The sequence below is a fragment of the Leifsonia sp. 466MF genome (assembly GCF_900100265.1).
Lineage (GTDB): Bacteria > Actinomycetota > Actinomycetes > Actinomycetales > Microbacteriaceae > Leifsonia.
This window is the reverse complement of the sequence record NZ_LT629696.1, coordinates 3,543,576-3,557,607: the sequence shown is the minus strand read 5'-3', so window position 1 is coordinate 3,557,607 and position 14,032 is coordinate 3,543,576. Positions and strand designations below refer to the sequence as shown.

15 protein-coding genes are annotated in these 14,032 nt (G+C 70.2%); 6 read left to right on the top strand and 9 right to left on the bottom strand.

What is annotated here, in order from left to right; genetic code table 11:
• Positions 1 to 9 precede the first annotated feature (9 nt).
• A complete protein-coding gene (locus tag BLR91_RS16945) occupies positions 10 to 570 on the top strand; it encodes an RNA polymerase sigma factor (protein WP_089879792.1) in 561 nt (186 codons plus the stop codon).
• A 73-nt stretch (positions 571 to 643) separates the two neighbouring features.
• Here BLR91_RS16945 and BLR91_RS16940 read toward each other — a convergent pair whose 3' ends face one another.
• The 4 genes from BLR91_RS16940 to BLR91_RS16925 all read right to left on the bottom strand — a co-directional run bounded on the left by BLR91_RS16940 (position 644) and on the right by BLR91_RS16925 (position 3,865).
• Positions 644 to 2,923: an ATP-binding protein gene (locus BLR91_RS16940; RefSeq protein WP_231918972.1), complete on the bottom strand. Its 2,280-nt coding sequence runs from the start codon at positions 2,921 to 2,923 to the stop codon at positions 644 to 646.
• A 124-nt stretch (positions 2,924 to 3,047) separates the two neighbouring features.
• The gene (locus tag BLR91_RS16935) at positions 3,048 to 3,272 is read right to left on the bottom strand and encodes a hypothetical protein (RefSeq protein ID WP_089879796.1); all 225 of its coding nucleotides are present in this window, start codon (positions 3,270 to 3,272) and stop codon (positions 3,048 to 3,050) included.
• 103 nt (positions 3,273 to 3,375) lie between these two features.
• Positions 3,376 to 3,558: a hypothetical protein gene (locus tag BLR91_RS16930; protein ID WP_018189242.1), complete on the bottom strand. Its 183-nt coding sequence runs from the start codon at positions 3,556 to 3,558 to the stop codon at positions 3,376 to 3,378.
• A gap of 88 nt (positions 3,559 to 3,646) precedes the next feature.
• Positions 3,647 to 3,865, bottom strand: a complete 219-nt coding sequence (locus BLR91_RS16925) for a hypothetical protein (RefSeq protein WP_018189243.1) — start codon at positions 3,863 to 3,865, stop codon at positions 3,647 to 3,649.
• A gap of 114 nt (positions 3,866 to 3,979) precedes the next feature.
• Between BLR91_RS16925 and BLR91_RS16920 the strand changes: the two genes are divergently transcribed.
• Positions 3,980 to 5,098, top strand: a complete 1,119-nt coding sequence (locus tag BLR91_RS16920; RefSeq protein WP_089879798.1) for a S1C family serine protease — start codon at positions 3,980 to 3,982, stop codon at positions 5,096 to 5,098.
• 22 nt (positions 5,099 to 5,120) lie between these two features.
• On the opposite strand, the gene BLR91_RS16915 is transcribed toward BLR91_RS16920, so the two are convergent.
• From BLR91_RS16915 to BLR91_RS16900, 4 genes are all read right to left on the bottom strand, one after another.
• Entirely contained in the window at positions 5,121 to 5,429 is a 309-nt protein-coding gene (locus BLR91_RS16915; protein ID WP_231918971.1) for a hypothetical protein, read from the bottom strand.
• Positions 5,430 to 5,600: 171 nt separating this feature from the next.
• Positions 5,601 to 7,529 carry a sigma-70 family RNA polymerase sigma factor gene (locus tag BLR91_RS16910; RefSeq protein ID WP_089879802.1) on the bottom strand — a complete coding sequence of 643 codons (1,929 nt, stop codon included), beginning with the start codon at positions 7,527 to 7,529 and terminating at the stop codon, positions 5,601 to 5,603.
• A 195-nt stretch (positions 7,530 to 7,724) separates the two neighbouring features.
• Positions 7,725 to 8,390 (bottom strand): phosphatase PAP2 family protein, encoded by a 666-nt coding sequence (locus BLR91_RS16905; RefSeq protein ID WP_020076020.1) that lies wholly within the window; start codon positions 8,388 to 8,390, stop codon positions 7,725 to 7,727.
• Positions 8,391 to 8,456: 66 nt separating this feature from the next.
• Entirely contained in the window at positions 8,457 to 9,110 is a 654-nt protein-coding gene (locus tag BLR91_RS16900) for a TetR/AcrR family transcriptional regulator (protein ID WP_089879804.1), read from the bottom strand.
• Positions 9,111 to 9,245: 135 nt separating this feature from the next.
• Here BLR91_RS16900 and BLR91_RS16895 point away from each other — a divergent pair, with 135 nt between their 5' ends.
• From BLR91_RS16895 to BLR91_RS16885, 3 genes are read left to right on the top strand one after another with little or no spacing between them, the layout of a single operon-like run.
• The gene (locus BLR91_RS16895; protein WP_089879807.1) at positions 9,246 to 10,925 is read left to right on the top strand and encodes an MDR family MFS transporter; all 1,680 of its coding nucleotides are present in this window, start codon (positions 9,246 to 9,248) and stop codon (positions 10,923 to 10,925) included.
• 23 nt (positions 10,926 to 10,948) lie between these two features.
• Positions 10,949 to 11,443, top strand: coding sequence for a MarR family winged helix-turn-helix transcriptional regulator (locus tag BLR91_RS16890; protein ID WP_231918970.1), 495 nt, complete (start codon positions 10,949 to 10,951; stop codon positions 11,441 to 11,443).
• A 46-nt stretch (positions 11,444 to 11,489) separates the two neighbouring features.
• Complete coding sequence (locus BLR91_RS16885; RefSeq protein ID WP_231918969.1) at positions 11,490 to 12,281, top strand: hypothetical protein; 792 nt, start codon at positions 11,490 to 11,492, stop codon at positions 12,279 to 12,281.
• A 90-nt stretch (positions 12,282 to 12,371) separates the two neighbouring features.
• Here BLR91_RS16885 and BLR91_RS16880 read toward each other — a convergent pair whose 3' ends face one another.
• Complete coding sequence (locus BLR91_RS16880) at positions 12,372 to 13,382, bottom strand: PHP domain-containing protein (protein ID WP_089881727.1); 1,011 nt, start codon at positions 13,380 to 13,382, stop codon at positions 12,372 to 12,374.
• Positions 13,383 to 13,430: 48 nt separating this feature from the next.
• On the opposite strand from BLR91_RS16880, the gene BLR91_RS16875 reads away from it, so the two are divergent.
• Complete coding sequence (locus BLR91_RS16875) at positions 13,431 to 14,000, top strand: dihydrofolate reductase family protein (protein WP_089879816.1); 570 nt, start codon at positions 13,431 to 13,433, stop codon at positions 13,998 to 14,000.
• The last annotated feature ends 32 nt before the right edge of the window (positions 14,001 to 14,032 follow it).

Below are 14,032 nucleotides of genomic sequence, written 5' to 3'. Positions count from 1 at the left end.
GGAGACAGGATGCCCGCGACCGCTGTCCGTCCGACCGACCTGGAGCTGCTGCACCGGGTCCGTCGCGGCGAGCACGCGGTCTTCGCCGACCTGTGGGCCCGGTACGAGGGGTGGGCCCACCACGTCGCCCGCCGCACGACTTCGCGCTACGACGCGGAGGACATCGTGCAGGAGGCCTTCACCAAGGTGCTCACCGCCCTGCGCAACGGCAACGGCCCGACGGAGGGTTTCGCCCACTATCTGCGTACGGCGATCCGCAACGTCGCGGCCACCTGGGGTGCGCGCGACGCCCGGATGACCGTCGTGCCCCTCGGCGACGAGGTTGGCCATCCGGTCTACGAGTTCGAGGTGGTCGACCTGGGCGAGCTGGAGCACCCGTTCCGCAGCCTCCCCGAGCGCTGGCAGCGCATCCTGCTGTTGACCTGCGTACACGGCCTGCCGCTGTCCGCCGCCGCAGAGATCCTCGGGATGACGCCCGGCGCCGCCGCCGCGCTCGCCGCCCGAGCCCGCACCGGTCTGCGTGCGGCCGTCACCGGTGTCGCCGGCGAGGATCTCAGCCTCGCCGCCTGAATGTCCGCCCCGGAGGGCGCGCGCTGCCGCCGTGTCCTCCGGGTGAGCGGTCGCCCGGAGCTCATCGACGCGCTCATCCCTGGGGGGTCTGCTCCCGATGCCACAGCGCCAGCTCGGTGCGGGAGCGCAACCCCAGCTTCACCAGGGCGTTCTGCACGTGCGTCTCGACCGTGCGGATCGACACGAAGAGTTGCCGGGCGATCTCCTTGTTGGAGGCGCCGTCCGCCACCAGGGCCGCCACCTGCGCCTCGCGCGGTGTCAGCTCCGATGTCCGCGCCGAGGCCGGGATGCCGGTGCGCGTCCGGGCCTCGACCATCCCGTGCAGGGCGAAGTCGATGCTCTCGTCCTCGCTCAGTGCCGCTCCGTATGCGAACGCGCGGTCGAATGCTTCGGAGCCGAGGCGGTGACGGAGCGTCCGCTCGGTGGCCGCCCGATCGTAGAAGTACGGCGGATAGTTGGCGCGGATCGCTCCGGCGTCACGCCATCGGGCCGCCGCCGCACCCAGCAGGGTCGCGCCTCGCGCAGGATCCGCGTGCTCGCGCGCGACGTCGGCGAGCAGTTCGAGCGCCTGGGCGACCCCCAGACCGTTGCCGAGTCCGCGTTTCACCACCAGCGCCTCCCGTGCGTCCGCCTCGGTCGTCTCGTACTCACGGGCGGCGGCGCACGCCGAGGCCCGAGTCGTGAGCGCGAAGGACCGCTCGAAGCGGTCGCCGACCAGGAGGGCGCGTTCGGTGATGTCGTCGTCGACGCGGGAGCCCTGCGCGCGCTCGCCGAGGGCGTGCAGCCGTGCGGCGAGACGTTGCGGCGTGTTCGTCCGGCCGAACCGATAGGCGTCCTCGCCGAGTTCGTCCATCAGGATGCGGAGCAGCTCCAGCGCACGCCTGTCGTCCGTGTCGACGACCTCCGCAGCGCTCCGAACACTGACTGCGCAGTCCTGAGCCGCCTCGGCGTCGTCGCCGTTCGCGACCTCCTCGAGAGCAGCGCGGGCAATGCCCAGCTCGCTGCGCGCAAGACCCGGCTTCCCCGTCTGGCCGAAGACGGCCGCACGGAGGGCGTGCCCCTGCGCCGCCCAGAACGGCGACGGCCGACCCGAGGCGAACGCGATGCCGAGCCAGGTCGCGACCTCGTCACCGCTGCCGTGCAGCATCCATGCCTGCCGCCAGGCCGTCACCGCGACTTCGACGGCGCGATCGGCGTCGCCGAGCGCCGCTGCCGTCGACACCGCCCGGCGGATATTGGCGATGTCGCCGCGCAGCCGCTGCAGGATCTCGCGTTGGCGGCCACTGAACCAGTTGTCCTCCGCGTCGTGCAACCGCAGCAGCATGCACGACACGAAATGCCCCTGGGCGTCCTGTGGATGCGTCGCCCGCTCGGCCCCGAACTCCCGCAGTGCGGGCAGCAGCTCGTAGCGCACATCCCCCTCGACGCGTCGGCGATGGATCACCGAACGCCGGATGAGCTGCTTGAGCGCGGCGCTCGCATCTCTCGGGGTCGCGGCGCTGAGGGCGGCCATGGCCTCTCCGAGATCGAGATCCCAGCCCGGGGCCAGGACCGCGAGATCCGACCAGACGCGCCGCTCCGTCTCGGTGCAGCGATCCCAGCTGTCCTCGACGGCGGCGCGGAGGGACCGGGACTCCGCCGCGGCCGGCTCCAGGGTGTCCAGCTGGTGGGAGATGCGGCTCGCGAGCGTCCGCACATCCATGAACTGAAGCTGCGCGGCGGCCAGCTCGATCGCCAGGGGGACGCCGTAGGTCGCCTCGCAGATCGCGACCACCTCCGGCAACGTGCTCCCGTCGACGGAGAACAGGGCGTCGCCCGATGCGGCGCGATCCGCGAACAGTCGGACGGCGTCGCTGCTGACGGTCAAGTCGTGGTGGGCGAAGGGACCGATCGCCACGAGCGCCTGCGCGGTGGAGGAGGGCGGCTCGCGGGAGGTGACGATGGCTCGCACGCCCGGGCACGTCAGGAGGAGGGCGTCGATCACCGCCGAGGTCTCGGCCACGGCCTCGTCCGCGTCGTCGATCAGGAGCAGCGCGTCCTCGTCGCCGATTGCGGCGATCACGGCGCCGAGGGCGTCGTCGCCCGGATCGACCTTCAGCTCCTGCGCGACCGCCAGTGCGACATCCTGCCCGCGACCGCGCACATCCACGTACCAGACGCCCGACACCGAGCGCCGCAGCGACTCCGCGGCCGCGATCGCGACGCGGCTCTTCCCCACGCCGGCGGTTCCTGTGACGGTCACCAGACGGTTGGAGGTCTGCAGCAGGCGGCGGATTAGCGAGACCTCCTCGCGACGCCCGACCATCGGGTCCAGGCGCACGGGGAGCCCGTGCGTGGAGTTCGATGTCTGCATACCGACCCCCGTCAGCCGGGGCGGGGCGCCGGCCCTGACCGTCGTCTGATCCATGAGCCGACGCCCCTGTTGGGTGTTACGTCTCGCATGGTGTCAGGAGCGGGTACGGCTCGAAAGACAGCTGTCACAGGTGTGGCTGATACGGCGCCCACGTCTCCAAGTCGTATTCGAGCTCGACTCCGGAGTAGAGCCGGAGCAGCCAGCGCTGCGAGTCGCCCCCGGCGAACTGGCCGGTGACGGTCTCCGTCACCCACCCGCCGTCGGAGTCATGGGTCCAGCGGATGAGGCCGACATGCTCACGGAGGCGCGGAGGGTGCGGTGGGTGGATGTAGTCGAATTCGTCAGCCATCTTCTGTGCCTCCTCCCGCCCGGCGGGAGTCGGACCCGTCGATGGCGGCGTGGCCATGATGCACCTTCGAGCGTCCGTTGGGGACTAGGTGTTTTCCATAAAGTCACGCGTGCGAACGGTCGTCCACCGAATCGTCGTCGCGCCGCCATTCCAGCTCGACGCCGGAGACCAGCCGGACGCGTATCGTGCGGCCGACGACCTCCATCCTGGCGACGTCGGGGTGGCCCTGCACGCGCATCCACCCGGGTGATCCCGGCTCCGGAAAGGCGTTCGCGTCCTCGTTCACCGCACCCCACCCCTCCCCGTCGCACATCGACCGACGTCGAGAAGTAGCTTGACGCGAACCCACGCGATTCCGCTAGTCCATCGAGTGGTCAGGAGGCAGACGACTCGCGGCCGACGTGCCGGTAGATCGCCTCGCGCGGCCAATCGTCCGCGGTCACCAGCTCGTAGACCTCCATCGCCTGGTCCGCCGGGATGCGCACGCGGACAGGGGGATGCGTTTCGAGCACCGGGAGGTCGATCGACCGGTCCAGCCCGGGCTGGTCGGGGTGCACGAGGAATGCGGTGAACACATCGTCGCCGAAATCCATGCGTTCACATTAGTCCTCGCGTCCCTCGTGGCGTAGCTCTCGACCCAACTGTCTATCCAGCTCTCGACCGGTCGAGACACCATGACCCCGAACAGAAGCGAGGGGGCGCGAGAGATGACGTCGACCGACCAGAAGAGGACGGACCGACCCGGGCGGTTCCCGGTGTGGGCGACCGTGCTGCTCGCCGTGCTGGGCGCGGTCATCCTGCTGGGATCGGGCGTGCTCGGCGGTCTCACCCTCCGCTCGGGTGCATCCACACTCGGGATGGCGCCGGCCCGGACCGCTTCGCTGTCGTCCGCGTCGGTGTGCGACGCCGAACGCATCGCGAGCGACGTGCTCCCCTCGATCGTGACGATCGGGGTGGTCGCCGGCGACGGCTCCGGCGGCACCGGCAGCGGGGAGATCATCTCCGCCGACGGCTACATCCTCACCAACAACCATGTCATCGCCCCCGCAGCGGAGGGCGCGAAGATCACCGTCCTCTACAACGACGGGACGACGCACCCGGCGAAGCTCGTGGGGCGGTCGCCGCGCGCCGACATCGCCGTGGTGAAGGTGGAGGCCAGCGGACTTCCCGTCATCAAGCAGGGGGACTCCACAACGCTCAAGGTCGGCCAGCCGGTGGTCGCGCTCGGCGCTCCGCTGGGCCTCTCCAGCACGGTCACGACCGGAGTGGTCAGCGCCCTCGGTCGCACGGTCCCGGTGCAGAGCGACAGCGACCGCAACGCCGTGCTGGCGGATGCGATCCAGGCCGACGCCTCGATCAATCCCGGCAACTCGGGGGGCGCGCTCGTCGACTGCGACGGCCGGCTCATCGGAGTGAACTCGGCCATCGCGACCGTTCCCGGCGCCTCCGGGGAAGCGGGCGGCGGGAGCGTCGGCATCGGCTTCGCGGTCCCGCAGGCGGTGGCGATGCCGATTGCGCAGCAGATCATCTCGACCGGCAAGGTGACCTATCCGATCTTCGGGATCTCGGTCACGCCCATCCAGCCCGGCCAGGGCGACAACGACCAGCCGGGACTGTACGTGCAGTCGGTGACGCCCGGTGGACCGTCGCAGCAGGCAGGCCTGCGGGCCGGAGATGTGATCACCCGCGTCGACGGCAGGCCCGTCGGCAGCGTCGACGACCTCACGGCGATCCAGCTCACGAGCAAACCCGGCGACGGTGTCGACGTGGTCTACGTGCGGGACGGCCGACGCCAGACCACCACCGTGACTCTCGGTAGCGGCTGAGCGGGCGAGTGGGCTGAGCGGCTCAGGCGGGGCGTTCGACACCGATCGCGATCTTGAACCGGTCGATGATCCGGTAGCTGTCGCCCGGCCCGTTCTCCTCGACGCGTACCGTGTCATAGACCCGGAAGTCGAGGATGCGGAGTTCGCCCAGGCGCTCGGCCCGCTCGTTGAGGAGGGCCGAACGGAGCGGCGAGGTGGGGTCGCGGGGGATCAGCGGCGTGACGATCTCGCCGCGCCATCCATCGGTCGTTACGCTGACGAGCCCGGCGGCACGCTCCCGCGGATTCCAGTGCATCAGCCCCATCTCGTCGTCGCGTCCTCTCGTCGGCACGTTGCGGTGTGTTGTGACGGAGCGGCCCGGCCGGTTCGATACCCGACGAGCGGGCCGAGCCACTCCGAAAGGGAGGCCCATAGGGGGCGCTCCGGTGGAGACGCGCGAAGCCCGATGACGCGCTCTCCGCTTATGTAGACGTTGTTGCCGAGCGATCGTGACGCGACGAACTCAGCTGCACAGCTTCCATTGGGCGCGCACCTGCTCGGCAGACAGCGGGACGCCGTAGACGGCCGCGAAGGCGAGGCTCCCCGTGATCTGCCGTGCGGACGGCGTCTCTGGCCCCCAGTTGTCGAGGTTGTCGGCTCCGATGCGCCAATGGCCGGGAAACGCGTGCGCCTGCGTGACGGAGCCGTCGTGAGCGACCCGCTCGCCGTCGACGTACAGCGCCATGCCGTCGTCCGACAACGTCGCGGTGGCCTGGTGCCAGCGGCCATCGGTGTAGCTGGATGTGGAGGTCACGGTTCGGACGGCCTCCGGGAAGACACCGAACACCAGACGGCCGTCGTCCGTCAGGAACAGGTGGCGGTCGTAGTACGCCGAGACACCGTCGCTCGATCCGCTGAACCCCAGCAGCCGGCCGCCGCCCTCGGTCGCCTGGAACCAGATCTGGATGGTGAACCGGTCGACGGGCTGCCGAAGCGTCTCGTCCGTCAAGTTCCACTCGCCCGCGCCGGGGTGTCCCGCATAGCGTGCGGTGCTCCCGTGGACGAGGTCCGTCGCGATGCGGGCTCCGGACTCGTCGTCCAGTCGGTACGCAAGCAGCGTGTCGGCCGCCGGGATCGCCTGGATGGCGGCGACGCAGCCCTGCGGAGCGGGCGCGGGGGCTGCGTCCGGCGGGAGCACCGGCGCCTCGGCGCCGGGCCCGCTCGGAGCCACGGGGACGATGGGCTCGGTGATCGGAGAGTCGACCACCGGCGGAGTGCTGCCGTCGCCATCAGGAGCCGGAACGGGCACGACGCCCGTCGCGGGTGCCTCCGGCTTGAGTTGAGCCTTCTGCTCCGGCGTGGGACGTGACGTCTCGGCCACGCGGTCGGGCCCGTCGCCGCCCGCGCTCTGCGAGCCGGACGTGGAGCCGCTCCCGGTCTCGGCCGCGGCGAGCTCCGACCCGGGTGCGGCGACGACCACCCCGCAGGTCAGGGCTGCCGCCGCCACCACACTGGCCGCGACGGCGGCCATCCCGGCCTTCGAACTACCCGTCGCCGCGCTCGACAGCTGCCGCAGCCGGCCGGCGCGGACGGTGGCCGCCGGATCGGTGGCCACCTGACCGGCCGGCGTCGTCTCGGTGAGCGTCGCCGCGACGGCGGTTCCCGATCCGCCGATCGTCGAGAGGTACGCGGTCGCGCCGGCGAGCCCCAGGAACAGGGGCAGGATTCCGAGAGCGATCCGCGAGCCGACGCGGTCGGCCTCGGAGGCGGCGTCCGCGCAGCGCTCGCAGGCGTCGAGGTGCTGCGTCACCTTGCGGCGGTCGGCCTTGGCGAGGCGCCCTCGAACGAACGGGCCGAGCTTCTTCAGCGTCCACGCGTGGATCGGGTCCTCGGTCGGTGCGCTCGCCAGGTGGGCGTTGATCCAGGACTGCCGGAGCCCTTCACGTGCGCGGAGTGCGAGTGCGGAGACCGCGTTGGCGTTGAGGCCCATGAGCGGCGCCACCTCACGAGGCGCCATGTCTTCGATCTCGGTGTACCAGAGCACTTCCTGCCACTTGTCGGGCAGGGCGTAGAACGCCTTCGCCATCGTCTGCCGGTCCATCCGCTCGAGGGCGGTGACCTCGCTGAAGGTCCAGTCTTCGATGACGTCGGCGTCTTCGATGTTCGGCGTCGTCTTGCGGCGCGACCAGTCGATGGCCACGTTGCGGACCGTTGTGGCGAGGTAGGAGCGGAATCCCGAGGTAGGGCCCTTGCCGCGGCCGAGCGAGGTCAGGATGCGCGCGAACGCCTCCGACGCGAGATCGTCGGGGTCGAACCGGCCGGTGATGGAGGCCGCCATGGCGCGGCCGGCCTGCCAATGCCGCTTCCAGAGCACGCCGTAGGCGAGCGTGTCTCCGTCTCGTGCGAGGACGATCAGGTCGGCGTCGGAGAGGTCGTCGAGTTCACCGGTCATAAGGGTCGGGTCCTTGAATAGCGGTACGGGCGTTCACTGACTTGGACGCAGTGAATTGCGGATCATGACGCGATCGAAGAAAGAAAGTTCTTCGTCGTCGATCGAGGATGGTGTGGCACCACCATCCCGCCCGTCCCCGCGGTCACGGGACCGTCGGACTGCGGAGAGACTGCGTAGGTCGGACGACCCGCCCGGTCAGCGCGTGCGGCGGCGGCCGCGCGTCGCCAGGTTCCAGAGACCGGCGAAGAGCACGGCGCCGGCGACACCGTTCAGCACGCCGCCCACGACATCCGTGCCGTAGTGGACGCCGACATAGAGTCGCGACCAGGCGACGGCCAGCACGAACACGGCGCCCACGACGACCACGATGGCTCGGGGGAGCCCCGCACGGCACACCATGGCCAGGGCTGTCACGAGCGCCGCGGCGAAGACCACGTGCCCGCTGGGGTAGCTGAGCGTCGCCGGCGAGATGTGCAGGACGTGGGTCAGGTCGGCGGTGGACGGCCGCGGCTGGGCGACGACCGTCTTGACGACCAGCGTGGTCAGCCAGCCGGCGCCTGTGACGACGCACGCGCCCAGCGCTCGGCGCCATCCGACCGCGAACAGCAGGATGACGAACACGACGACGAGGATCGCCGCCACCACGACGGGATGGTCGAGGCGGTCGAGCAGCAGGGCGGCGTCGTCGAGCAGGGGGGAGTTGACCCGGTTCACGGCCGCGTCGAGACCGTCGAAGCGCAGTGCGGGCAACGCCTTCGCAGCGAAGCCGAGGCCGATCGTGACCGCGAAGAGGACGACGGTCCAGACGATCCAGTGGGCCGGGGCGCGCAGGGCCCACGAGGTCTGTCGCCGCGAGTGCATCCCCTCAGCGTAGGGAGCGGCCGCGCGCGAAGACTGGACGTCCGCCGCCCGACGGTGTGAAGACGCTCAGCGGACGAACGGTGCGACCGACCGCGTGATCGCCACGGCGCGGTCGGCGACCTCGGCGGCGGAGCCGTCCCCGCCCGCCTCGGCCCATTCGCGGACGGCGATGCGGATGGCGGCGATGCACGCGACGACGAGCAGCTCGGCGCGAGCGGCGGCGTCCTCTCCGTCCGGGGCTGGGCGGGGCGTATCGTCGTCGTCCCGGCTGACGTCCGTCAGGAACGCGGCGACGGCGGAGACGAGTCCCGACCGCAGGTCGTCGAACCGTCCGAGACGGCGCCGGAGGAGGCCGGAGTGACGCGCGGCGATGAGCATGCGCGCCTCGCGGAGTTCCGCATCCTGCTCGTCCGGGAGCGATGCGGTGAACAGGGTGTCGACGAGGGCGGCGACGACGCTTCCCCGGTACGCGTCGGTCAGGCGGCGGCCGATCCACACCGGGTCGCCCCACGCGCGCCGCACGTCGAAGAGCGCGTCCTCCTTCGTGTCGAAGTAATTGAAGAAGGTGCGGTGGGAGACCGGAACGCGCGCACAGATCTCGTCGACCGTCACCTCGTCGAGGTCGCGCTCGAGCGCGAGTTCCAGGGTGGCGCGTTCGAGGTCGGCTCTGACCTGGGCCTTCTTGCGCTCGCGGAGGCCGTCGGTTGTTGAAGTTTGCATAGAAGGAAATTTTGCAGTCATGTACGTTGTTAGTTGACTTTGGTCACCTAATTATATATGGTTGATCGTCGTCAACCAATCGTGCGAAGGATCCACATGTCAACAACGCTCTCCAGGGATGGGTCACCGGTCGTGATGTCGCACCGGCAGGTGCTCGAATCCCTCTCCGGACTCCTGCTCGGGATGTTCGTCTCGATCCTCGCGGGCACGGTCGTGTCGACCTCGATGCCGCGGATCATCTCCGAACTGCACGGCGACCAGACCGCCTACACCTGGGTCGTCACCAGCACGCTGCTCGCCACCACGGTGTCGACGCCCATCTGGGGCAAGCTCGCCGACCTGCTCAACCGCAAGCTGCTCATCCAGCTCGCCCTCGTGATCTTCGTCGCGGGCTCCGCGATGGCCGGCTTCTCGCAGGACACCAACATGCTCATCGGCTTCCGCGTGGTCCAGGGCCTCGGCGCCGGCGGCCTGACGGCTCTGAGCCAGATCATCATGGCCGACATCATCAGCCCGCGGGAGCGCGGCCGGTACATGGGCCTGTTCGGCGGTGTCATGGCCGTCGGAACGGTCGGCGGCCCGCTGATCGGCGGCCTGCTGACCGACTCGATCGGCTGGCGCTGGAACTTCTTCGTCGGCGTGCCCGTCGCGGTGGTCGCGATCATCCTGCTCCAGTTCACGCTTCGCCTGCCGAAGCGTCCGGCGCGGAAGGTGCGCATCGACTACCTCGGCGCGATCTTCCTCGCGGCCGGCGTCTCGCTCCTGCTCATCTGGGTATCGCTCGCGGGCAAGAACTTCGACTGGTGGAGCGCCGAGACCATGTGGATGGTCGGAGGCTCGATCGCGCTCATCGTCGCGACGATCGTGACAGAGCTCGTCGTGAAGGAGCCGATCATCCCGCTCGGGATGTTCAAGAACCGTACGTTCACGCTCGCCGTCATCGCGTCGATCTCGGTCGGTGTCGCCATGTTCGGCACGTCCGTCTTCCTCGGTCAGTACATGCAGCTCGCCCGCGGCGCGACGCCGACGGAGTCCGGTCTGCTGACGCTGCCGATGATCCTCGGACTGCTGCTCTCCTCGATGATCGTGGGCAACCTGATCAGCCGGTTCGGCAAGTGGAAGGGCTTCATGATCGCCGGGTCCGTGCTGCTCACCGCCGGCCTGTACCTGATGAGCACCATCGAGTACGACACGAACTACGGGCTCGTCTCCCTCTACATGCTCGTGCTCGGCGCCGGCGTCGGCATGGTCATGCAGAACCTGGTGCTCATCGTCCAGAACACGGTCCGCCCGGACCAGCTCGGCGCCGCCAGCTCGAACGTCGCGTTCTTCCGCAGCCTCGGCGGCACCATCGGCGTCTCGGTGATGGGATCCATCCTGGGCACCGCGGTGAAGGACATGATGGCCGACCGCCACCAGGAGCTGCTGACCGCCGTCGGCAAGCTCGGCGCGAAGGGCGTCGCCGCCGCCAAGTCGCTGCAGAGCGGGACGCTCCCCGAGGTCAACACCCTCCCGGTGCCGATCCGGACCATCGTCGAGTCGGTCTACGGCCAGGCCGTCGCCGACATCTTCCTGGTCGCCGTCCCGCTCGCGATCATCTCCGTCATCGCCATCCTCTTCCTCCCGAACATCAAGCTCGGCAGCAAGACCGCCATCGAGCGGATGCGCGAGGAGAACGGCGAGACGCCGCTCGAGGCCGCGGAGGAGAACGCGGTGGAGGTCGCGGAAGCCCTGATCGGCGCCCCGGCCACCGGTTCGGTCGCCGCGGTCCGGCGAGCCGGCGACGGCGACAGCCCGGCTGGGAACGGTCGCTAGACGGTCACGTTATGATCGCGGCCATGGACAACACGGATCGGGTGGCGGCGGGCTCCGCCGCCACCCTTCCCGCCGCCCCGGAACCGGCGAGCGACGCGGCCATCTCCGAGGTGGAGGAGCAGTTCACCCGGCTGTTCAACCAGGTCGGCACGGCCATGCGCGACCGTGCGGTCCGCATCCACCCGGACCTGCAGCCGGGAAGCTACAAACTGCTGACGACGATCGTGCGCAGCGGCCCCATCCACGCCGGAGCCCTCGCCGCCACGCTCTACACCGACAAGAGCGTGATCAGCCGGCAGGTGAAGCTGCTGGAGGACATGGGCTTCATCGAGCGCAAGACCGACCCGACCGACCGACGGGCCAGCTTCATCGCGGCGACGCCCGAGGCCATCGAGAAGGTCAACGAGGTGCGCGCCGCCGACCAGGCGACGCTGTACCGGGGTCTCCGGCGTTGGGGCGAGAAGGATGTGCGTCGCCTGGCGGAGCTGCTCGGCCGCCTCAACGAGGTCACCGGCTAGAACTCCCGGTGGCGATTCAGCGGGACGCTGGTACCCTTCGTCGGGTATGCATTCCGCATCCGCCCCCCGTCGTTCCCGCGGCCGCCGCTCGGCAGGCCGTCGCGCCGCTGTGCCGACGCAGCGCGTGCGGATCCGGCTGCCGAGGTCGCGGAGACGCCCCCTGCTGCCGCTTCAGCACCGCATCGGCGTGAGCCTCGCGGTCATCGGCCTGGTGTGCGGATTCTCGATCGTTCCGACGGATGACGCGCTCGCATCCACCCTCCTCGTCGCGCCGTCGACGACGCTCGCGCCGGGTGACGGCGCGTCCGGCTCGACTGCGGCCGCCGCGGCTGCACCGGCGCCCGCCCAGGAGCTGCTGGTGGATGCGACGATCGCCGCCCCCGTCGTCAACCGCGAGAACCTGAGCGCGACCGACGGGCTGCAGACGCTCGCCCGCGTCGGCACCAACGAGGCCTGGGCGAAGCTGGTGCTGATGTTCGGCGGCTGGCCGCAGACCGACGCGAACGTGACGGTGATGCTGCGCTGGATGCGCCAGGAGAACGGTCCGCCGGACTGGTGGAACCGTAACAATCCTCTCAACAACGGCTACGGGTCGGGCGGTGGAGCGGGCCTCGGCAGCTACCCGGACCTGATCACCGCCGCCGAGTACTGCGCGAAGAACCTGCAGCGCGGCTACCCGGACATCGTGGCCGGGTTCGAAGCCGGCACCTCCGCCGATGCGACCGCCGCCGCGATCTGGGCCTCGCCCTGGGCGACCAGCCACTACGGCAACGGCACGCACTGGAGCACGCGCCCAGTCGAGATCGTGCAGGCTCCCGCCTCCGCCTGGGGGCTCTGACCCCCTCGTCGAGGTGCACGTAGTGGTGGCTATTCCGCCGGGATAGCCGCCACTACGTGCACTTCGACGCGGGATGGGCGGGGTGCGGCGTCAGGACTTGGCGAGCCAGGTGCGCAGGCGGTCCAGCGGCCAGGTCGTGATGATTCTGTCGGCGGGAACGCCGTTCGCGGCGGCGCGCGCTGCGCCGTACGCGAGAAAGTCGAGCTGGCCGGGTGCGTGCGCGTCCGTGTCGATCGAGAAGAAGCATCCCGCGTCGAGGGCGCGCTGGATGAGGTCGTCCGGCGGGTCCTGACGTTCCGGCCGCGAGTTGATCTCGACGGCGACCTGGTTCTCGACGCACGCTGCGAACACCGCATCCGCATCGAACTCCGACGGCGGCCGGGTGCCGCGCGAGCCCTGCACCAGGCGGCCGGTGCAGTGGCCGAGGACGTTCGTGTGCGGGTCGCGGATGCCGCCCAGCATGCGCTTCGTCATCGTCCGCTTGTCGGAGCGGAGCTTGGAGTGGACACTGCCGACCACCACATCCAATCGGTCCAGCAGGTCGGGCGTCTGATCGAGTGTGCCGTCCTCGAGGATGTCGACCTCGATCCCGCGGAGCAGGGTCACGGAGCCGGTGTCGAGTCTTGCGATGACGTCCAGCTGCTCCTCCAGGCGCTCGGCGCTGAGGCCGCTCGCCACCGTGAGCGTGGGGGAGTGGTCGGTGATCGCCTGGTACTCGCGGCCGAGCGTCGCGGCGGCCGCGGCCATGACCTCGATCGGGACCGTGCCGTCCGACCACTCGGTGTGGCTGTGCAGATCGCCTCGGAGCTGGGCGAGCAGGTCCGCGCCTGCCGTCTCGAGGGGCTGTGCGTTGCGCTCGCGCAGGTCGGCCAGGTAGTCCGGTACGCTGCCCTCCACCGCCTGCGCGATGACCTGGAAGGTACGGTCGCCGATGCCCTTGGTGCGCTTGAGCCTGCCGTCGGCGACCCGCGCGGCGAGCTCCTCCTGGTCGAAGGGCGCGATCGTGGCTGCCGCGCGGCGGAAGGCCTGCACTTTGAAGCTCGGGGCGAGCTCCCGCTCCAGCCAGAAGGCGATCTCGTTCAGCGCGTCGACGGCATCCATGCGCACCATGCTCCCACCGTGTCGGTGGTGGCCGGTACCGTCGGGCGCATGGGGAGAATCGTCTTCGACACGGCCGCGACCATCAACGGGTGGATCGCCGATGAGCACGACTCGCTGTCCTGGCTGTTCGCGGTGCCCGGCGGAGAGGAGCCGGACGAGAGCCTGATCCCCCGTGGAGCGACCGTGATGGTCGAGGGGCGCACGACGTACGAGTGGGTGCTGCGCGAGAGCGGCATCCTCGAGGCGCCGGAGAAGTGGCAGGAATTCCACGGCACGCGCCCGACCTTCGTGTTCACCCACCGCGAGCTTCCTGTGCCCGAGGGAGCGGACATCCGCTTCGTCTCCGGCTCGGTGGCGGATGCGCTGCCCGCGATCCGCGAGGCGGCGGGCGACGGCGACATCTGGGTCGTCGGGGGAGGGGACCTGGCGGGGCAGTTCTTCGACGCAGGCGCGCTGGATGAGCTGGCGGTGTCGATCGCGCCGGTCGCGCTGACCGGCGGCGCGCCGCTCTTCCCGCGGCGGGTGGAGTCCGACCGCCTGCACCTCGAATCCGCGGAGGCGGTCGGTCAGTTCGCCCGGCTGCGTTACCGCATCCTGGCCGCAGAATCGACCGCCTGATATACCGTGGGTCGCGTTCGACGGAGGGATTC

Bases quoted from the DNA above. Each gene is read 5' to 3' on its own strand.
- BLR91_RS16945 (WP_089879792.1), top strand. From the start codon at position 10: ATGCCCGCGACCGCTGTCCGTCCGACCGACCTGGAGCTGCTGCACCGG.
- BLR91_RS16940 (WP_231918972.1), bottom strand. From the start codon at position 2,923: ATGCAGACATCGAACTCCACGCACGGGCTCCCCGTGCGCCTGGACCCG.
- BLR91_RS16935 (WP_089879796.1), bottom strand. From the start codon at position 3,272: ATGGCTGACGAATTCGACTACATCCACCCACCGCACCCTCCGCGCCTC.
- BLR91_RS16925 (WP_018189243.1), bottom strand. From the start codon at position 3,865: ATGGATTTCGGCGACGATGTGTTCACCGCATTCCTCGTGCACCCCGAC.
- BLR91_RS16920 (WP_089879798.1), top strand. From the start codon at position 3,980: ATGACGTCGACCGACCAGAAGAGGACGGACCGACCCGGGCGGTTCCCG.
- BLR91_RS16910 (WP_089879802.1), bottom strand. From the start codon at position 7,529: ATGACCGGTGAACTCGACGACCTCTCCGACGCCGACCTGATCGTCCTC.
- BLR91_RS16905 (WP_020076020.1), bottom strand. From the start codon at position 8,390: ATGCACTCGCGGCGACAGACCTCGTGGGCCCTGCGCGCCCCGGCCCAC.
- BLR91_RS16900 (WP_089879804.1), bottom strand. From the start codon at position 9,110: ATGCAAACTTCAACAACCGACGGCCTCCGCGAGCGCAAGAAGGCCCAG.
- BLR91_RS16895 (WP_089879807.1), top strand. From the start codon at position 9,246: ATGTCGCACCGGCAGGTGCTCGAATCCCTCTCCGGACTCCTGCTCGGG.
- BLR91_RS16890 (WP_231918970.1), top strand. From the start codon at position 10,949: ATGGACAACACGGATCGGGTGGCGGCGGGCTCCGCCGCCACCCTTCCC.
- BLR91_RS16885 (WP_231918969.1), top strand. From the start codon at position 11,490: ATGCATTCCGCATCCGCCCCCCGTCGTTCCCGCGGCCGCCGCTCGGCA.
- BLR91_RS16880 (WP_089881727.1), bottom strand. From the start codon at position 13,382: ATGGATGCCGTCGACGCGCTGAACGAGATCGCCTTCTGGCTGGAGCGG.
- BLR91_RS16875 (WP_089879816.1), top strand. From the start codon at position 13,431: ATGGGGAGAATCGTCTTCGACACGGCCGCGACCATCAACGGGTGGATC.